This window comes from Aeromonas sp. QDB25 (assembly GCF_027707725.1).
Taxonomy (GTDB): domain Bacteria; phylum Pseudomonadota; class Gammaproteobacteria; order Enterobacterales; family Aeromonadaceae; genus Aeromonas; species Aeromonas caviae.
Genome location: NZ_JAPCIZ010000017.1, coordinates 26,049 through 44,590, shown reverse-complemented (window position 1 = coordinate 44,590; position 18,542 = coordinate 26,049). Strand labels below are relative to the sequence as shown.

General features: G+C 64.2%; 14 protein-coding genes and 1 pseudogene. 6 read left to right on the top strand and 9 right to left on the bottom strand.

Features of this window, described 5'->3' with window-relative positions:
- Positions 1 to 107: 107 nt before the first annotated feature.
- Complete coding sequence (locus PG883_RS08250) at positions 108 to 800, bottom strand: response regulator (RefSeq protein ID WP_010673461.1); 693 nt, start codon at positions 798 to 800, stop codon at positions 108 to 110.
- A 3-nt stretch (positions 801 to 803) separates the two neighbouring features.
- Positions 804 to 2,369 (bottom strand): ATP-binding protein, encoded by a 1,566-nt coding sequence (locus PG883_RS08245; protein WP_010673460.1) that lies wholly within the window; start codon positions 2,367 to 2,369, stop codon positions 804 to 806.
- A 258-nt stretch (positions 2,370 to 2,627) separates the two neighbouring features.
- On the opposite strand from PG883_RS08245, the gene slyA reads away from it, so the two are divergent.
- From slyA to PG883_RS08225, 4 genes are all read left to right on the top strand, one after another.
- Positions 2,628 to 3,101 carry a transcriptional regulator SlyA gene (slyA, locus tag PG883_RS08240; protein WP_010673459.1) on the top strand — a complete coding sequence of 158 codons (474 nt, stop codon included), beginning with the start codon at positions 2,628 to 2,630 and terminating at the stop codon, positions 3,099 to 3,101.
- A 1-nt stretch (position 3,102) separates the two neighbouring features.
- Positions 3,103 to 4,158: an HlyD family secretion protein gene (locus PG883_RS08235; protein ID WP_201872218.1), complete on the top strand. Its 1,056-nt coding sequence runs from the start codon at positions 3,103 to 3,105 to the stop codon at positions 4,156 to 4,158.
- Positions 4,159 to 4,168: 10 nt separating this feature from the next.
- Entirely contained in the window at positions 4,169 to 5,197 is a 1,029-nt protein-coding gene (locus PG883_RS08230; RefSeq protein ID WP_052815465.1) for a DUF2955 domain-containing protein, read from the top strand.
- 183 nt (positions 5,198 to 5,380) lie between these two features.
- Positions 5,381 to 5,740 (top strand): MliC family protein, encoded by a 360-nt coding sequence (locus PG883_RS08225; protein WP_010673456.1) that lies wholly within the window; start codon positions 5,381 to 5,383, stop codon positions 5,738 to 5,740.
- Between the two features lie 275 nt (positions 5,741 to 6,015).
- Here the strand turns inward: PG883_RS08225 and PG883_RS08220 are convergent, their stop codons facing one another.
- From PG883_RS08220 to nrdD, 4 genes are all read right to left on the bottom strand, one after another.
- Positions 6,016 to 6,396 carry an energy transducer TonB gene (locus PG883_RS08220; RefSeq protein WP_223920298.1) on the bottom strand — a complete coding sequence of 127 codons (381 nt, stop codon included), beginning with the start codon at positions 6,394 to 6,396 and terminating at the stop codon, positions 6,016 to 6,018.
- Positions 6,397 to 6,542: 146 nt separating this feature from the next.
- Complete coding sequence (locus tag PG883_RS08215; RefSeq protein ID WP_010673454.1) at positions 6,543 to 6,713, bottom strand: YqaE/Pmp3 family membrane protein; 171 nt, start codon at positions 6,711 to 6,713, stop codon at positions 6,543 to 6,545.
- Between the two features lie 57 nt (positions 6,714 to 6,770).
- Positions 6,771 to 7,280, bottom strand: coding sequence for an anaerobic ribonucleoside-triphosphate reductase-activating protein (gene nrdG, locus PG883_RS08210; protein WP_052815464.1), 510 nt, complete (start codon positions 7,278 to 7,280; stop codon positions 6,771 to 6,773).
- Between the two features lie 113 nt (positions 7,281 to 7,393).
- On the bottom strand, positions 7,394 to 9,511 hold the full coding sequence (gene nrdD / locus PG883_RS08205; RefSeq protein ID WP_052814900.1) for an anaerobic ribonucleoside-triphosphate reductase: 2,118 nt from the start codon (positions 9,509 to 9,511) through the stop codon (positions 7,394 to 7,396).
- Between the two features lie 432 nt (positions 9,512 to 9,943).
- On the opposite strand from nrdD, the pseudogene PG883_RS08200 reads away from it, so the two are divergent.
- Positions 9,944 to 10,918 (top strand): annotated as a pseudogene (locus tag PG883_RS08200) (ABC transporter substrate-binding protein).
- Positions 10,919 to 10,975: 57 nt separating this feature from the next.
- Here the strand turns inward: PG883_RS08200 and ligA are convergent.
- From ligA to PG883_RS08185, 3 genes are all read right to left on the bottom strand, one after another.
- Positions 10,976 to 12,982, bottom strand: coding sequence for an NAD-dependent DNA ligase LigA (ligA, locus tag PG883_RS08195; protein WP_270807062.1), 2,007 nt, complete (start codon positions 12,980 to 12,982; stop codon positions 10,976 to 10,978).
- A 99-nt stretch (positions 12,983 to 13,081) separates the two neighbouring features.
- A complete protein-coding gene (zipA, locus tag PG883_RS08190) occupies positions 13,082 to 14,212 on the bottom strand; it encodes a cell division protein ZipA (protein WP_270807061.1) in 1,131 nt (376 codons plus the stop codon).
- Between the two features lie 15 nt (positions 14,213 to 14,227).
- Positions 14,228 to 17,602, bottom strand: a complete 3,375-nt coding sequence (locus tag PG883_RS08185) for an AAA family ATPase (RefSeq protein ID WP_128296885.1) — start codon at positions 17,600 to 17,602, stop codon at positions 14,228 to 14,230.
- Positions 17,603 to 17,712: 110 nt separating this feature from the next.
- Between PG883_RS08185 and cysZ the strand changes: the two genes are divergently transcribed.
- On the top strand, positions 17,713 to 18,477 hold the full coding sequence (gene cysZ / locus PG883_RS08180; protein ID WP_010673447.1) for a sulfate transporter CysZ: 765 nt from the start codon (positions 17,713 to 17,715) through the stop codon (positions 18,475 to 18,477).
- Positions 18,478 to 18,542: the final 65 nt, after the last annotated feature.

The following is an 18,542-nucleotide window of genomic DNA, read 5'->3' as shown; positions in this document are numbered from 1 at the left end:
GGGTCGCATCGGGGCAAAACAAAAGGGAGCTCAAAGGCTCCCTTTTATCTGCGCGGCCTGCGCAGCATGGTGTGCGCGGCCTCTTCGGCGTTGTGCCCGCGGCGGGGTCACGACTCCCGGCGCCAGTGGTAGCGCCGCTCCGGGCGGCCACGCTGGCCGTAGTTGAGCTCCACGTCCAGCCGATCTTCTGACTCCAGAAACTCCAGGTAGCGGCGGGCCGTGGTGCGACTCAGGGAGAGGCGCAGGGCCACGGTGTCGGTGGAGAAGGTGTTGTCCGGCTCCCCCGCCAGCAGATCCAGCACCTGTCGCAGGGTGATGGCGTCGATCCCCTTGGGGGTCTCCCGCGCCTCCCGACCCTGGTTGCGCGCCTTGCCCATCAGGCGGTCCAGGTCGCTCTGGGCCAGCTCCCCCGGCTCGCACAGGCGGCGATGCAGGACCAGGATCTCCTCCAGGCTCTGCTGGATGCGAAACAGCCGCAGCGGCTTGATGACGTAGTCCTGCACGCCCAGGTTGAGGGCCTGCTGTATGGTCTCCACGTCGCAGGAGGCGGTCACCATCATCACCATCACCTCCCGGTTGTAGCTGCGCAGCCGGCTCACCCACTCCAGGCCCGAGCCATCGGGCAGGGAGATGTCGACCATCAGCAAGCGGGGCTCGCTCCCCGCCATCAGGCGATCCGCCTCGGCCAGGGTGCCGGCCCGCCCCATCAGGGAGAACCCGGCCGTGGAGGAGACCAGCTCCCCCAACATGGCGCCTATCCGCTCGTCATCCTCGATAATCAGCGTGAAAATTGGCTTCATGACTTACACCAATTGGTTTTTATTCAAATAGATACCAAACAGGGTCGTCTGCTCGGCGGTGCGACGCCATTCTATCACGCCCCCCCGCCTGGCCACCGTCTTCTTGACCAGGAAGAGGCCGACCCCGTGATCCCCGGTCTGGCGGCTGACACCGTAGTCGAACAGGTGATCCGCCAGCGCCTCGTCCACCCCCTCGCCACTGTCCTCCACCTCGATCACCAGCCGCCGCCCCAGATCATCGAGGGAGAGCAGCACCCTGGGCGCGGCGTGCTCGCGGTTCCCCCAGGCGGCGCGAATGCCGTTGTCCAGCAGGTTGCCGATGCAGGTGATGAGATCCGCCGACACCTCGGCCGGATACTCCCCGAGGGCCGACCCCGCATCCAGCACCAGCTCCACCCCCAGCTCCCGCGCCCGGCTGAACTTGCCGAGGATGAGCCCGGCCACCGGCTTGTTCTCGATGACCCGCAGCAGATCCTGCAACATGTTCTGGCAGGCTTCGTTCTCCTGCTGGATGAGGTCTACCGCCTGATCCACGTGGCCGAGCTGGAGCAGACCGGAGAGGCTGCTGAGCTTGTTGGCGAATTCATGGGTCTGGATGCGCAGCATCTCGCCGTACTGGCGCAGGTGGGTCACCTGCATGCCCAGGCTGCCGGTGCCGTCTGGCCGGCTGAAGATGAGCATGCGCCCCGGCTCGCGACCGCTGAGCTCCTGCCAGTGGCCGACGAAGTCATCCCCCTGCACGGTGAACCTGACCGCCCCCCCTTGCTGCAACGTGGGCACGAGGCCGGGGGCCAGCTCCGCCAGGGAGCGGCCCAGCAGGGCGTGGCGCCCGGTGCCGGGCAGTCGCAACTGATAGAAGGCGGCGCTGTTGAGCATGGTGATCCTGTGCTGGTTGTCCAGGGCCACTATCCCCTCCGAGATCCCCTCCAGCACCAGATCCTGCTGGGCGAAGCGATTGGCGATGGTCTCCGGCTCCAGATCCAGCAGGGTGCGGCGCAGCAGGTGCTGCACCCAGAGCGCCAGCAGCAGGCCGCACCCCAGCACCGCTGCGATGGCGCCGACCAGCAGGGCGATCCGCTCCTGATAGGTGCCCTCCACGGTGCGCATCAGATAACCCACCGCCACTGCACCGATGGCCTGGCCATCGGGCCCCACTACGGGAGCGAAGCAGCGGATGGCGGGACCCAGGGTGCCCACGTCCCGGGAGCAGTAGCTCTCGCGCGACTGGAGTGCAGGCCAGATGTCCTCCCCCCGGAAGGTCTGGCCCACCAGCTCGGGCGAGGGGTGGCTCAGGCGCCTGGCATGTTCGTCGGTCACCACCATGTAGGCGGCGTCGGTGCGGCTGCAGATCCCCTGCACATAATCCCGCAGCCCGGGATCGCTCCCCTTCTCCAGGGCCCGGACCACCCGGCTGTCCGCCGCCAGCACCCGGGCCAGATCGCTCCCCTTCTCCTTCAGGTTGTTCTCCAGCAGGTGGCGCATGAAGAGGGCGAGCAGACAGCCCAGGATCAGGATCAGCAGCAGTGACAAGCCAAGCGAGAGGGTGACTAGCTGGTGGCGCAGTTTCATCGTTCAACCTTGCAGCGGACAGGAAAGCCCAGGGTGAGGGTGTCCCCCGGCCGGGTCAGTGGCCAGCCTGGCGCACCTCAAAGGTGGCCACTCTAGCGCCTCCCCCGGCCGTTGTCGGTTAGCTGGCCCGCAAAGCCATATAAAAACTTAAACACCACGGCCCGGGCAAAAAACCTGAACGTGAGCTGTATCACACTATTTACTTAGCCTGCGAAATAAATATAATGCTTCGCAAGCTAAGTAATTGAGGTGCCCGTCATGAAAAAGGATCTGGAGATGTTGCGAGAACTCTCCCTCGCCGAGCAGCTGGGGCGATTGCACCGGCTCTGGCGCACCGTGGCCGATCTCGAGCTGGCACCTCTAGGGCTCACCCATCCCCGCTGGACCGCCCTGTGGAAACTCAGCCGCCTCGGCGGCCACCTCAGCCAGAAGACCCTGGCCGAGGCCCTGGAGATAGAGCTCCCCTCCCTGATGCGGACCCTGGGTCAGCTCGAGGAGCAGGGGCTGATCGAGCGCCATTGCTGCAGCCAGGACAAGCGGGCCCGCATCGTCACCCTGACCCCGGCGGGCAAGGCGCTGCTCGATCAGATCGAGGGCCGCATCATCGCCGTGCGCCGGGAGCTGCTCACCGGCATCAGCCAGCAGGAGCTGGCCCAGTTTGAAGACATTGTGCACCGCATCTCCGCCAACGCCCTCGGCAAGATAGCCGCACAGCACGAAGAGAGAGAATAAGATGACACCGGATCAACAATTCAAGCGCTGGATAAAGTGGGCCATCATCTGCTTCGTCCTGGTGTTTGGCTACTTTCTGCTGGCCGACATCAAGATGCCCCTGACCCCCCAGGCCATGGCCACCCGGGTCGTCACCCGGATGGCCCCCCAGGTCAGCGGCAAGGTGGTCGAAGTCGCCGTCGCCAACAACCAGCACGTCAAGCAGGGGGATCTGCTGTTCGCCCTCGACCCGGAACCCTTCCAGCTCGCCGTGGATCAGGCCAGGCTCGCCCTGGATCAGGCCAGGCAGCAGAACCGCCAGCTGGACGCGACCCTGACCGCCTACGAGGCGGAGTACAGCTCGCTGCGCACCCAGGCCGACCAGAAACAGCGGGAAGCGGCGCGCATCGACGCCCTCTACCGCCGTCACATGGTCTCTGAACAGCAGAAAGATGACGCCGACAGCGCCGCCCGTACCGCCCGTGCCAACCTGCTCGGCAGCCAGGCCCGGGTAGAGCAGGCCCGCGTCAACCGCGGCTTGCCAGGGGAAGACAACCTGCTGCTGCGCCAGGCCCGCAACCGCCTCGCCCAGGCCGAGCTCAACCTCGCCTACAGCCGGGTTCATGCGAGCCAGGACGGCATCATCACCAACTTGCAGCTCAAGCCTGGCAGCGTGGCCAATGCGGGTTCCCCTCTGCTGGCCCTGGTCTCCGAGCAGGTGGACGTGATCGCCGATTTTCGCGAGAAGAGCCTGCGCCACGTCAGCGCCGGCAGTCAGGCCCTCGTCGCCTTCGACGGCGAGCCCGGTCGCCTCTATCCTGCCCGCGTCGCCAGCCTGGATGCCGGGGTCAGCGCCGGCCAGTTTGACGCCAACGGCCAGCTTGCGAACCCTGTCGAGTCCGATCGCTGGGTACGGGATGCCCAGCGCCTGCGCCTGCACCTGACCCTGGAGCAACTGCCCGCCCACCTGCCGGCCGGGGCCCGCGCCACGGTGCAGCTGCTGCCGGACAACGCCCTGACCGGGCTGCTGGCCCGCGGCCAGATCCGTCTGCTCAGCCTGCTGCACTACATCTATTGAGATGACGACCATGAACCTGTGGCACAGACCCCTCACCCCCAACGAACTGCGCCAGTGTCTGCGCATCGCCTTTGGCTGTACCCTGGGGTTTGTGCTGTGCAAGATCTTCGGCTGGAGCAACGGGGTCTTCTTCACCGTCACCCCGGTGCTGCTGCTCGGCCTGGTGCCGGTGATGAACGGTCACGCCGCCCGCCAGCTCATCGCCTCCGCCGCCATGTGCGGTCTGGAAGTGGGGCTGCTCGGCGGCCTGTTCGGCGGCCACCCGGGGCTCATGACCCCCCTGGTCTTTTTGCTCTTCCTCTACCGTTTCGCCGCCATGTCCCGGGGCAGCCTGTTCCTGTTCGGTGCCAACGGGGTGCTCAGCCTCAGCATCATGCTGCACTTTGCCAGCTACCCCGGGATTGATCTGAACGACCTCATCTTCAGCAACCTCTGGGCCAGCGTCCTGTCGGTGCTCATCGCCTATCTGATGACGGCCCTCATTCCGGACGTGGAGGAGCGCCCCAGGCCGGCCCCCTCCCCCAAGGCGCCGCACCGGATGCGCCACGAAGCCCTGCTGGGGGCGTCCATCGCGACCCTCTCGTTCCTGGTGTTCCAGATCTTCGATCTGCGCGACTCCATGTCCGCCCAGGCCACCACCCTGCTGCTGCTCTTCCCCATGCACTGGAACGGCGCCCTGGACTATGCCCGCAAGCGGGCCATGGGCACCCTGCTGGGGGTGAGTTTCGGCATCCTGGGGCAGCTGGTGCTCTATGACTGGTCCGGCTTGCTGCTGCTGGTGACCCCGGTGCTCTGGCTCGGCGCCATGCTGTTCAGCTATGCCCATGTGAAGGAGGCGAGCGGGTCCGGAGTCGGCTTCGGTGCCCTCACCACCCTCGGCATCCTGTTCGGCCAGTACCTGACCCCGGGCAACGACCTGGTGTTCAGCGCCCTCTATCGGGTGAGCAGCATCCTCTTTACCATCGTGGTCACCCTGCTCGCCTGCTACCTCATCCACCGGCTGCTCAATCGCTTCGAGGCGACACGGTTCGGCCACTGACCCTTTTCTGCAGCCATTGGACGGCTCCCTTTCGCCCCGCTTGCCTGCCGGGGCGTTTTTTTGCCTGCCCCACGGACCAGAGGGAGACGGACGCATCCCGACGCAGGGCTCCTGCCATGAGGTTGCAGTTGTGCCTCATCCTGTTAGGCTCAAGGCCATATGACACCGTTGTGAGGATCAAACATGAAACACGCCAAGCTCTTTCTACTGGGGGCGGGCGCCATCACCCTGCTCGGCGGCTGCGATCTGGGCAGCGGCAAGCTGGGAGTGACCGGCGGCGATCCCGTCACCTATCTGTGTGAACAGAACCAGAAAGTGCAGGTTCGCTACTTCTCCCTCTCGGACGAGAGCCTGAACTTCGTCAAGCTCTCCCTCCCCGATGGCAAGGATTACACCCTGCCTCAGGCGGTTTCCGCCTCCGGCGCCCGCTATACCGACGATCACGAGGTGGTCTGGTGGAACAAGGGCAAGGAGGGGTTCGTCGAGATGCGTGATGACGCCGGGGAGTGGCAGAGCCGCTACAACGACTGCAAGGAGCAGTGATCCGCGCCGTCATGGCACACCGCCCACACGAAACACCCCGGCCTGGCCGCAATGCTGTTCAGATAAGCACTTTTTTGACTGATTATTCATAAATTAGATTTGAGTTGAGGGGGCAAGGCTGTGTCCAGTCGATCTTCCTCCAGCCTTTATCCAGCGGGGCTTGCAATAGAAAGAGGGAGGCATCATGCCTCCCTCGATTTTTTGTCCTGATACTACGTGGACTGGAACTCAAATTCTCTTAAGTGAACAGCATTGCGGCCTGGCCGGGGTGTTTGTCATTTCACTTCCACTTCGAATCGGGCCACAACCCGAGCCGGAATGGCTTGCTGATTCTGCTCCGATGGCCGGTAGCGCAGCTGCGCCAGCCCGGAGATGGCGATGAGATCCAGCACGCCGGGGGGCTGGGACTCCAGTACCTCTGGGCTGAACAGCGTGCCATTGGAATCGATGAGGTAGCGAAGGGTCACATACCCCTTGACCGGCCTCTTCGCCGGCAGCCCCCCGACCGGGTTAAACCTGATGGCATCCCCCACCAGCACCCAGTATTCGGGCAGCGTTTCCCAGGTGACATCCACCGGAGGCTGATTCAGCTTGGCGGTGGGGCTGGCACAGCCCCCGAGCAGGGCCAGGGCGGCCCACAGCAACAACCCTTTCACTCGCACTCGACATTCCCTCTTCGTTGTATCGCTCGACTCCATGAGCGACGCGCCAGTGTCAGGCAAAGGGGCTCATCCTGGAAGCCCCCATCTGGCAGGCAAAAAAAAGCCAACCCCGGAGGGCTGGCCTTGTGATCTCTCACGACTCAGGCGCGCTTGTCGCTTACCACCAGCCAGAGGGCATGGACCATGCCGGGCAGACCGCCCAGCAGGGTCAGCACTATGTTGATGAGGAAATGGAGGCTGAAGCCTACCTGGATAAAGGCGCAGACCGGGGGGAGAAAGATGGCCAGCAGGATCTTGAGCAGATTGTTCATCGGGATTCCTCGTGTAAACAGCGCTTGGGGTTGGCCTAACCATAAACACCCAAAGCCTCAACTGCAAACCAGACAGGGGATCCGCTCTCCTCCTTTCCGCCAGGCGTTGAGGTCGTGAACCATCTGATTGCGGCTGCCACGCCAGAGCAGACCGGGATCCGCCAGGGCCTTCTCGAACCTGCCATCCACCAGCACGTCCAGCAAGGCCACCAGCTCCCGCTGGGCCGGGCTGAGATCGGCCAGCAGATAACCGGTCCAGCACCAGATGTCCTTGCCGGGGCACTCGGCCCGCACCCGCTTCACCAGCGCCAGCACATGCGGCACGTTGGCGGGGTGGAGCGGATCGCCGCCGGAGAGCGACAGTCCGCGCCGCTTGATGCGGCTGTCGTTGAGATCGTGAATGATGCGATCGCTCATCGCCTCATCGAACGGCTTGCCCCCATCGAGCCGCCAGGTGCTCTGGTTGTAGCAACCGGGGCACTGGTGCTCGCAACCCGACACGAACAGGGTGGCGCGGGTGCCGGGGCCGTTGATCACATCGACCGGGTAGTACTGGTGGTAGTGCATTCGAGTTCTCCGGGTTAACGGCCAACCCCCTCCCAACCTCCCCCTTCGAAAGGGGGAGGAGCTTCTTTGCCCCCTCCCCTGCCAAGGGGAGGGCTGGGGTGGGGTCTGCCCGCTTACATATGCTTGACGCGGCGCTTCACCTCTTCCTGCTTGCCCGCGTTGAAGGGGCGCGCATCCGGGCTGCCGAGATAGCCGCACACCCGGCGGGTCACCGACACCTTGGCCGGGTCGTGGTTGCCGCAGCGCGGGCAGGTGAAGCCCTTGGAGGTGCACTCGAACTCGCCGGTGAAGCCGCAGTCGTAGCACTCGTCGATGGGGGTGTTGGTGCCGTAGTAGGGCACCTTGTCATAGCTGTAGTCCCAGACATTCTCCAGCGCCTCCAGGTTGTGCTGGATGTTGGGGTACTCGCCGTAGCAGATGAAGCCGCCGCTGGCGATGGGCGGATAGGGCGCCTCGAAGTCCAGCTTGTCGTAGGGGTTCACCTGCTTCTCCACGTCCAGGTGGAAGCTGTTGGTGTAGTAGCCCTTGTCGGTCACCCCGGCCACCACGCCAAACTCCTTGGCGTCGATGCGGCAGAAACGGGTGCAGAGGTTCTCGCTCGGGGTGGAGTAGAGACTGAAGCCGTAGCCGGTCTCCTCCTTCCACTCGTCGGTGGCCGCCTTGAGCCGCGCGATGATGGCGATGGCCTTCTGGCGCAGGGTCTCGCTGTCGAACAGGTGGACGTCTGTGCCATAGAGGGCGTTGATGGTCTCGTGTACCCCGATGTAACCCAGCGAAATGGAGGCGCGGCCATGTTTGAAGATCTCGCTGATGTTGTCATCGGCCTTGAGGCGCACCCCGCAGGCCCCCTCCATGTAGAGGATGGGGGCGACCCGGGCCTTGACCCCGTCCAGGCGCTTGATGCGGTACATGAGCGCTGTCTTGGCCACCCGCAGGGCGGCATCCAGCTTGTCCCAGAAGTCCGCTTCATCGCGGGATTTCAGGGCAATGCGCGGCAGGTTGAGGCTCACGACACCTAAGTTGTTGCGCCCTTCGTGGACCAGCTCGCCATTCTCCTCGTAGGCACCGAGGAAGGAACGGCACCCCATGGGGGTCTTGAAGGAGCCGGTGACCTTGACCACCTGGTCGTGGTTGAGGATGTCCGGGTACATCCGCTTGGAGGCGCACTCCAGCGCCAGCTGCTTGATGTCGTAGTTGGGATCCCCCTGCTTGTGGTTCAGGCCATCCTTGATGGCGAACACCAGTTTCGGGAAGACGGCGGTCTTCCTGTTCTTGCCAAGGCCGGCGATGCGGTTGCCAAGGATGGCGCGCTGGATGAGGCGCGATTCCCAACTGTCCCCCAGGCCAAAGCCGAAGGTGACAAACGGCGTCTGACCGTTGGCGGTGTGCAGGGTATTGACCTCGTATTCGAGGGACTGGAAGGCGTCGTGGCACTCCTTCTCGGTGCGGGCCATGGCATAGGCATCCACGTCCCTGATCCCCCACTCCTCGGCCACCTCCCGGTGCTTGTGCCAGCTGATGGCCACATAGGGTGCCAGCACTTCGTCGATGCGGTTGATGGTGGTGCCGCCATAGATATGGCTCGCCACCTGGGCGATGATCTGGGCGGTCACCGCAGTGGCGGTGCTGATGGATTTGGGAGTGTCTATCTCCGCGTTGCCCATCTTGAAGCCGTGGGTCAGCATCCCCTGCAGATCGATCAGCATGCAGTTGAACATCGGGAAGAAGGGGGAGTAGTCAAGATCGTGGAAGTGCAGGTCGCCGCTCTCGTGGGCCTGCACCACGTCACGGGGCAGCATGTGACTGATGGCGTAATGCTTGGCGACGATGCCCGCCAGCAGGTCACGCTGGGTCGGGATCACCTTGGAGTCCTTGTTGGCGTTCTCGTTGAGCAGGGCCGCGTTGGTCTGCTCCACCAGGCCGCGGATCTCCTGGGCCAGACGACCCCTGGCCTCGCGGGCCTGATCCCGGTCGTGACGGTATTCGATGTAGGCACGGGCGATGGCCTTGTCGTCGGAGGCCATCAGGTGGTTCTCGACCCGGTTCTGGATCTCGTGGATGTCTACCTCCCCTCGCCCCTCCAGCTCCTGGCTGACAGCGGCGGCAATGCGCTCTGCCAGCGCCGGACTGGCCTGATTGACCGCTGCCGCCGCTCGGCTGACCGCATCGCGGATCAGTTGGCCATTGAATGGTGCACGACATCCATCGCGTTTGATCACTACCGGTTTCATCGATTTTCCCCGTATTGAAAGACCTGGTGGCCACCCTCGGCTCACCCTCGTTGAGTCCCCTTCTCCACGCCCGTCCCCGGCGCAAACAAGGTCAGCCAAGGCTTGAAACACCTGGGCTGACACTGAGAGGGCGACCACTTATGCACAGCTTTATGACACTATATATGGGTGTTTTTTTTATGCTTACCCCTATATGTGGGGTCTATTAGGCACCAAAGCGGTACCCTGTTTCTTGATCCAGAACAGGTTTTGGAAGGAGTGGGGCAGTTCACAACCAGCGCCCAAAGAGGCTATCTCTGTGCATCCCAGACGGGGGGCGGGCTGGCGCCCGATGGCAGGCCGCAGGGGAGGATAGCACCATCTGACAACAATTGACCGAGGCAACCAGCAGCCGGAACGCACATAATGGGTGTAGTGTTCTGCCCATGGAAGATGAACGTGACCAAGGTGTTGCCCCTGTTGGCCCTTTTCCCGCTCCAGCTGCTGGCCGCCGAGATCCTGGTGATCAGCAGCTACCACCAGACCAATCTGTGGGATCAGAGCTACAGCGCCGGCCTGCAGCAATACCTCAAGGGGGAGCACCACATCAGCCACCTCTATCTGGATACCAAGCGTCAACCCCATCAGGATCCAGAGCGGCTCGTCAGCCAGGGAATGGCGGCCTATCAGGCGCGCAAGCCGGCGCTGGTAGTGCTCGGCGATGACAACGCCATCAGCGCCCTCGCCCGTCCCATCGCCGCCCTGGGCACCCCTGTGGTGTTTCTCGGCATGAACGAGAACCCGCGCCCCAAGGGGCTGGTCGGCCACCCCCTGATCACCGGCGTGCTGGAGCGCCCCCTGCTCAAGCGCAACATCAGCGAGATGAGCTAGCTGATGGGCGGCATCAGCAAGGCGCTGGTGCTGTTTGACGAGAGCGAGGTGTCGCACACCGCCGTCGAGGACGAGTTCAAGGCCCGCAGCGAGCTGCGGGTCGGCCAGACCCGGGTGAGCAGCCGGCAATTCACCGACTACCGGCGCTGGCAGGAGGCGGTGCTCACCAGCCAGCAGAACGGCTATCAGGCTCTCTTCCTCGGCCTCTATCACACCCTCATCGACGCGCAGGGCCAGCATGTGAGCGAGCAACAGGTGCTGGCATGGACCAGCGCCAACAGCACGGTGCCACTGTTCTGTTTCTGGGCCTTTGCGGTGGGCAGGGGAGCCGCCATCGGCGGTCTGGTGCTCGATGGCCACAGCCAGGGAGAGAGAGCCGCCGAACTGGCCAATGCCATCCTCTCGGGCACGGCGCCCGGCGCCCTCTCCCCCCGCGCCGCATCCCGCGGGGAATACCTGTTCAGCAAGAGCGAACTGGCACGCTGGCACCTGACGGCTCCCGATGCCTGGCAGGACAAGGTGAGCTACATCGAGTGAGCCCACCAACGACAAACCCGGCCAGTGGGCCGGGTTTGTCTGCTCAAACGTGCATTCTCAGGGCTGAATGGCCGCCTGCAACTCGGCTTCGGTCCAGATGGTGATCCCCAGCTCCTGGGCCTTGGCAAGCTTGGAGCCAGCGGCTTCACCTGCCACCAGCACGTCGGTCTTGGCGGACACCGAGCCTGCCACCTTGGCCCCCAGCGCCTGCAGCGCCGCCTTGGCGTCGTTGCGCGACAAGGTGGTGAGGGTGCCGGTCAGCACGAAGGTCTTGCCGGCGAAAGGCTGATCGGCCGCCTCCTTCTTCTCGATGGGCGGCCAGTGGATGCCGGCGGCCAGCAGGGCATCCAGCACCTCGATGTTGTGGGGCTGGCGCAGGAAGTAGTAGACGTGCTTGGCCACTATGTCCCCCACGTCGGCCACCTCGAGCAACTGCTCCACGGTCGCCGCGCGCAGGGCCTCCAGGGTGAGGAAGTGGTTTGCCAGATTCAGCGCCGTCGCCTCCCCCACCTCGCGAATGCCCAGGGCAAACAGGAAGCGCGGCAGGGTGGTGCTGCGGGCCGCATCGATGGCCGCCACCAGATTGAGGGCGGATTTTTGCCCCATCCGCTCGAGGCCGGCCAACTGGATGGCGTTGAGGCTGAACAGATCCGCCGGGGTCTTCACCAGCCCCTTGTCCACCAGCTGCTCCACTATCTTGTCACCCAGACCGTCCACGTCCATGGCGCGGCGGGCGGCGAAATGCTTGATCGCCTCCTTGCGCTGGGCCTCGCAGAACAGGCCACCGGAGCAGCGGGTCACCGCCTCCCCCTCCAGCCGCTCCACCGCCGAGCCGCACACCGGGCACTGGGTGGGGAAGAGGATCGCGCGGGCATCCGCGGGGCGCTGGGCCTCCACCACGGCCACTATCTGCGGGATCACGTCCCCCGCCCGGCGCACGATCACGGTGTCGCCGATCATCACGCCGAGCCGTTCAATCTCGTCGGCATTGTGCAGGGTGGCATTGGAGACGGTGACGCCGCCGACGAACACGGGTTTGAGCTTGGCCACCGGGGTCACGGCGCCGGTGCGGCCCACCTGGAACTCGACGTTCTCAAGCGCCGTCATCTCCTCTTCTGCCGGGAACTTGTGGGCGGTGGCCCAGCGCGGGGCCCGCGCCACGAAGCCGAGCTCCTGTTGCAGCGCGATGTCGTCGACCTTGTAGACCACGCCATCGATCTCGTAAGGGAGATCCCCACGGCGGGCCAGGATGTCGTCGTGGAACGCCTGGCAACCGGCGGCCCCCTCCTTGAGCTTCACTTCCGGGCTGAGCGGCAGACCCCAGGCCTTGAGCTGATTGAGGCGACCGAAGTGGGACTCCCCCAGCTCGTCGCCACCGACTCCCACGCCGTAGGCATAGAAGCTGAGGGGGCGGCTGGCGGTGATGCGTGAATCGAGCTGGCGTAGGCTGCCGGCAGCGGCGTTGCGCGGGTTGACGAACACCTTCTCCCCCGCCGCCAGCGCATCGCGGTTCATCGCCTCGAACCCCGCCTTGGGCATGAAGACCTCCCCACGCACCTCCAGCCGCGCAGGCCACCCCTGGCCGCGCAGGGTCAGGGGAATGGCCTTGATGGTGCGCACGTTCTCCGTGATCTCCTCCCCCGTGGTGCCGTCCCCGCGAGTGGCGGCCTGTACCAGCTGGCCAGCCACGTAGAGCAGGCTCACCGCCAGACCGTCGAGCTTGGGTTCGCAACAGAAGGTGAAATTCACCTCCCGCTTGAGGCGATCACTAATGCGTTGCTCGAACGCCTGCAACTCCTCGCTGCTGAAGACGTTGTCCAGACTCAGCATGGGGATCTCGTGGCGTACCTGCTTGAAGGCGGTCAGCGGCTGGCCTCCCACCCGCACGCTCGGCGAGGCCGGGGTTTTCAGCTCGGGATGCTCGGCCTCCAGCGCAATCAGCTCGCGCATCAGGCGATCGTATTCGGCGTCCGGCACCGTGGGGTTGTCCAGCACATAGTACTGATGGCCGTACTCGGTCAGCAGCTCACACAGTTGACGGTGGCGGGAGAGGATATCGCTCATGAAAAAGTCTCGAAGTGTGATGGAACATTCAGTCTGGGGCAGAAACAAAAATGCGGCACCGGGGTACCGCACTTTTCATTGTTCAAGCCCCATGGCGCATCAGTCGCGGCTGGCCTCGTAGGCCGCCAGCTCGTGACGGTAGCGGGCGATGTCGTCGTCGCTGAGGGGACTGCGCGAGGCGTCGGTCAGCATGGCATCGAGATCGCTCGCGAGCTGATCCGCGGCCTGCAACATGTGCTCGAAGGCGAAGGCGGCATTGCTGCGAAGGGGCAGTTGCATGAAGAGGGACACACCCGGGGTGCTGAACTGCTCCATGCGATAGGGGTTGAAGGTACCCGGCTTGACCATGTTGATCATGGAGAAGAGCACCTCCCCCTTGCCGCCCAGATCTTCGTGACGGTGGAAGATGTCCATCTCGCCAAACTTGAAGCCCAGCGCCAGCAGGGAAGAGAGCAGAGTCGCACCTTGCAGATCGTGGCCGGGACGGGCCATCAGGTTGATGACATAGACATCCTGCCAGATCTTCTCGACCGGGGCCGGAGCGGGTTCTGGCTCGGCTGCGTGAACCGGCTCTTCATAGGCTGGCTCGTCATCGTAAGCGGGTTCTTCATAAGCCGGCTGGGCGTAGCGGGGAGCCTGCTGGGCAACCGGTGCCGGCTCGCGTGCACCGAAGGTCGGCGCCTGGGCATAGGCCGGCTCCACCAGCGGCTCTTCGTCCAGCGGCTGCATCATGGGCTCGCGCTGCGGACGGGAACGGTGTACCGGGGTACGGCGGATCACCTGGGCAGGTTTGCGCACCGGCGCGGCAGGGGCCTCTTCAACAGGGGCGGCAACCGGCTCGTCATAGTCCTCTTCTTCCTCATACACAGGCTGAGGGGGGACAGGGCGAGCGGCAGGCTTGCGCACCACGGGAGGCGGCAGATCGGCGTCGTCATCTTCATCATCGAAGGCGGGAACGGGGGCGACACGGCGGGGTTCGTGCTGACGGGCCTCGTCGCTGCGCAGTTTGGGCTCGGCACGACGGCCACCGCTCACCACACGCACCTGACCGATGCCATCGCTGTCGAAGGCGTCGTTGTCACGCTCACGGGACTTGGACTCCATCCGACCCAGGGGTTTCTCCTTGATCGGTGCCTGACGATTCTTTCTGTTGCTCCACAACCCGTGAATGAGCAATGCCGCGATGGCAATACCGCCCAGGGCAACCAAGATGTAACGCAATTCCTGCATTAGCTGCTTCTCTTTCTAGTTTTGCTCAGCCAAAGCGACGGCTTCACCGATATCGACCGACACTATGCGCGAAACCCCGGGCTCTTGCATCGTGACGCCAACCAGCTGCTCGGCCATCTCCATGGAGACCTTATTATGACTGATGTAAACGAACTGTACTGTGCTCGACATCTCTTTGACAAGAGAACAGAAGCGACCGACGTTCACTTCATCGAGCGGTGCATCCACCTCATCCAGCAGACAAAATGGTGCTGGATTGAGTCTGAAGATGGCAAAAACCAGCGCAAGGGCGGTTAGCGCCTTCTCCCCCCCGGAAAGCAGGGCAATGGTAGCATTCTTCTTGCCCGGAGGTCTTGCCATGATGCTCACTCCGGCCTCCAAAAGATCATCCGAGGTCAGCTCAAGCCAGGCACTGCCCCCCCCGAACACTTTTGGGAACAGGGATTTTAAATCTTCATTGACCTTATCGAAAGTGTCACGGAAGCGTATTTGTGTTTCTTTATCAATTCTTTTAATGGCTTGGCTCAAGGTGTCGAGGGCCTGCTCCAGATCCTGGCACTGATTTTCCAGGTAGCTTGAACGGGTTTTCGCCTCTTCGTACTCCTCCAGCGCCGCCAGGTTGATGGCGCCAAGCGCCTCCACCTGCGCCTCCAGCGTCTGGATCTCCTGGCGCAGCTTGCCGCGATCAGCGGCAATCAGCACCGCCTGATCGAGGTCCACCAGGCGCACGCCCAGCTCTTCGAACTGCTCGTGCAGTCCCTGCCTGCGCGTCAGGTTGCGCTCGCGCTCGAGCCGCAGGGTCGCCAGCTTCTCCTGAATTTTCACCAGTTGCTTGTGATCGGCGCTTCTGGCCTGCTCCAGCTCGGTCAGCTGACGCTCCAGCTCTGCGAGCCGTTGGTGACAGGCCAGTTGCTGCGCCTCAAGATTGCGCTGCTCGACCAGCAGGGGCGACAGATCCTGACTCGGAGCAGCCCCTGGCTCCTTGAGTTCCGCCAGCTCCAGGCCGAGACGGGCCAGCTCCTGCTCGCGCAGCGTGATGAGCTGGCGCTGGTTCTGCTGCTCCAGTTGCAACCGCTGGCAGGCCGCCTGCTGCTGCTCCCGGCGAAGGCGCGCCTCTTCCAGCGCCCGCTCCGCCCCGCTTACCTGCTCCTGAGCAAGCAGCAGCGCCTCGGCGAGTACCTCCCCCTGCTCCTGCAGCTCGCCAAGGGCCGCTTCATCCTGCTCAAGCCGCTCCCCGGCCGACGCCAGCCGCTGCGCCTCCTCAGCCTGCTCTTTATCGAGCCGGGCCAGCTCTTCCCCCAGCTGGCCCAGGCGCTGCAAGCGCTCCTGGCGCTGCCCCTCGCGCAGACTCCAGGCTTCGCGCAGTTGCTGCCACCGCAGCTCCTGCTCGCGCAGGGTGCGCTGAGCCAGCTCATGGGCGCTGTGCAGCTGGGCCCGCGCTGCATCGGCGGCGACAAGCTGCTCGTCGAGTCTGTGCAGCGCCTCCCGGCCCGCGGCCAGCTCGGTGTGCAGCCGTTCACGCTCACCGAGCAGCGCCAGGGTACCCAGGGCCATGCCCTCCCCCAGATCCGCCCAGTTGGGGCCGAACCAGTCGCCGGCGGGAGTGAGCAGCGACTCACCGGCAGAGAGACTGTGCAGGCGGGACAGCGCCTCCTCCCTGCTCTCTGCCAGCCAGATGGCATTGAGGAAAGCCGGAATGTACTCGCCCCCCAGTTGCGCCGCCAGGGTATCGGCCCTGGCTGGCTGGGCCGGGCCAATCCAGAGTCCAGGTTGCGCCAGGTTGCACTCGTCCGCCGGGATTGCGGTGAGCCAGCGGCCGAGCACCTTGTCCAGCCCCCGGGCCCACTCGGGGGGCACCTGCAACCGATCCGCCAGGGTCGCGCCCGCCATCTGCTCCCCCAGGATCTGATCCAGGGTGGCGAGGCGCGCCTCCAGCTCGCGCAGCAGGCCCTGCTGGCGACCCTGCTCTGCCTTGAGTGCTTCATGACGCGACACACCGGCCTGCCACGCCACATCGGCTTCCTCATGGCGGGCGCGGGAGAGCGAGAGTTCCGCCGCCAGGGCATCGAGGGCCGGTTGCAGGTTCTCCCCCTCCCCGCCAAGGGGCCCGGCCTGTTCGTCTTCCAGCTTGAGGCGGGCAAGCCGGGTCTTGGCCTGCAGCTCCTGCAGGCCATTCACCTCGGCGCGGGTCTGGTTGAGCCGCCCCTGCAACTGCCCCAATTGCTGCTGCCACTGCTGCTGACGCTGGCGCGCCTGCTCGAGCCGATCGCCCGCTGCCGCCCGCACGCTCTGCTGGTCGGTAAGCAACTGCTCACACTGCTCGAGGCGCGCCGACGCCACCTCCCCCTGCAACGTGCTGTCGCCCAGTTGCTCCAGCTGGCCGGCCAGCTGGGCCTTGAGACCGTCGATACGCTCGCCGAGGGACTGCCGCCTCGCCTGCCAGTCGCGACCAAGCTCGCTCTGGTGCAATTGCTGCTGCTCGAGGCGGGCGATGGCTTGCCCGCCGAGGAAAATCTGTTGCTGGCGGCTCGCCTGCTCGGCCTGCGCCTCCTGGCGGGCCACCGACAGGGTGACGTGACGCCCCTCGTCTGCGGTGCGCTTGGCATCGAGTGCCGCCAGCGCCTGCTCGGTCTGGGCCAGTTCGGTCTTAGCCTCGCCGAGTCGCGTCTCCAGCGCCCACAGTTCCGAGCCGATCAGCTCCGCACGAGCGGCACGTGATCGACTCTTGAGCTGCTTGTAGCGCTCGGCGGTTTCGGCCTGGGCCTTGAGATGTTCGAGGCGCGAGCCCAGTTCGCCACGGATGTCGCCAAGGCGTTCCAGGTTCTCCTGGGTATGGCGGATACGCTGCTCGGTCTCCCGGCGCCGCTCCTTGTAGCGGGAGACCCCGGCGGCCTCTTCCATGAACAGCTTGAGATCGGCGGGGCGGGACTCCACCAGCCGGCTGACGGTGCCCTGTTCGATGATGGCGTAACTGCGGGGCCCAAGGCCGGTGCCGAGGAAGAGGTCGGTCACGTCCTTGCGGCGGCATTTCTGGCCGTTGATCTGGTAGTGATTGGAGCCGTCGCGCAGCACTTCGCGGCGCACCGAGATCTCGGTAAAGCGGCCGAACTCGCCGGGTACCCGGTTGTGGGGATTGTCGAACACCAGCTCCACCGAGGCGCGGCCATGGGCGCTGCGGTTGATGGAGCCGTTGAAGATGACGTCGGTCATGTTCTCGCCGCGCAGATGGCGGGCGGAGCTCTCCCCCAGCACCCAGCGCACGGCGTCGATGACGTTGGATTTGCCGCAGCCATTGGGGCCCACCACGGCGGTCATGTCGGCGTTGAGTTCGATGCGGGTCGGCTCGACAAACGACTTGAAACCGGCGAGTTTGATCAATTTCAGACGCATGGCGGCCTATGTGGGTAACGAAATAAAGAGGAGGCGGGCAGGCGACTTTACCAAATCAAAGGCTTGTTTGTAATATGCTGGCACTTTCCCCATTCACTGATGGAGCTCACATGAGCCAATCACCCCACATGGTCAAAGATTCGGTCAGCGGTGCAGACTACTTCCTGCGCGGGTTCTCACTCATCCGCCAACCCGGCATCCGCACCTTCGTGCTGATCCCCCTGCTGGTCAACTTCGTGCTCTTTGCCGGTGCCTTCTACGCCCTGTTGCTACAACTGGACGGCCTGTTCGCCTGGCTGCACCAGCAGATCCCGAGCTGGCTCTCCTGGCTTGATTACCTGCTCTGGCCCATCGCCCTCATCACCATACTGGTGGTCTTCTCCTTCATCTTCAGCTCGGTGGCCAACTGGATAGCTGCCCCTTTCAACGGCCTGCTGGCAGAGAAGGTGGAACAGATCCTCACCGGTGAAGCCATGAATGACACCGGCATGCTGGATGTGGTGAAAGATGTGCCCCGTACTTTCGGCCGCGAATGGACCAAGCTGAAATACTATCTGCCCAAGGCCATCGGCTGCCTGATCCTCTTCCTGATACCGGTAGTGGGCCAGACCCTGGCACCCGTGCTCTGGTTCCTGCTCAGCGCCTGGATGATGGCGATCCAGTATGTCGATTATCCGTTCGACAACCACAAGATCGGCTTCATCACCATGCGCGACGCCCTCAAGCAGCGTCGTGGAAAGTGCCTGAGCTTCGGCGCCCTGGTGACCCTCTTCTCCGCCATCCCGGTGGTGAATCTCTTCGTGATGCCGGTGGCCATCTGTGGCGCCACCGCCATGTGGGTGGACCAATACCGCAGCGAGCAGCTTGGACGCTGAACCGCGTCATCATGATCAAAAGAGGGGGCGAAAGCCCCCTTTTCATTACTTAATCTAATGCATAA

Bases quoted from the DNA above. Each gene is read 5' to 3' on its own strand.
- nrdG (WP_052815464.1), bottom strand. From the start codon at position 7,280: ATGCACTACCACCAGTACTACCCGGTCGATGTGATCAACGGCCCCGGC.
- PG883_RS08250 (WP_010673461.1), bottom strand. From the start codon at position 800: ATGAAGCCAATTTTCACGCTGATTATCGAGGATGACGAGCGGATAGGC.
- PG883_RS08230 (WP_052815465.1), top strand. From the start codon at position 4,169: ATGAACCTGTGGCACAGACCCCTCACCCCCAACGAACTGCGCCAGTGT.
- PG883_RS08215 (WP_010673454.1), bottom strand. From the start codon at position 6,713: ATGAACAATCTGCTCAAGATCCTGCTGGCCATCTTTCTCCCCCCGGTC.
- PG883_RS08185 (WP_128296885.1), bottom strand. From the start codon at position 17,602: ATGCGTCTGAAATTGATCAAACTCGCCGGTTTCAAGTCGTTTGTCGAG.
- ligA (WP_270807062.1), bottom strand. From the start codon at position 12,982: ATGAGCGATATCCTCTCCCGCCACCGTCAACTGTGTGAGCTGCTGACC.
- zipA (WP_270807061.1), bottom strand. From the start codon at position 14,212: ATGCAGGAATTGCGTTACATCTTGGTTGCCCTGGGCGGTATTGCCATC.
- PG883_RS08225 (WP_010673456.1), top strand. From the start codon at position 5,381: ATGAAACACGCCAAGCTCTTTCTACTGGGGGCGGGCGCCATCACCCTG.
- cysZ (WP_010673447.1), top strand. From the start codon at position 17,713: ATGAGCCAATCACCCCACATGGTCAAAGATTCGGTCAGCGGTGCAGAC.
- PG883_RS08235 (WP_201872218.1), top strand. From the start codon at position 3,103: ATGACACCGGATCAACAATTCAAGCGCTGGATAAAGTGGGCCATCATC.
- slyA (WP_010673459.1), top strand. From the start codon at position 2,628: ATGAAAAAGGATCTGGAGATGTTGCGAGAACTCTCCCTCGCCGAGCAG.
- PG883_RS08245 (WP_010673460.1), bottom strand. From the start codon at position 2,369: ATGAAACTGCGCCACCAGCTAGTCACCCTCTCGCTTGGCTTGTCACTG.
- nrdD (WP_052814900.1), bottom strand. From the start codon at position 9,511: ATGAAACCGGTAGTGATCAAACGCGATGGATGTCGTGCACCATTCAAT.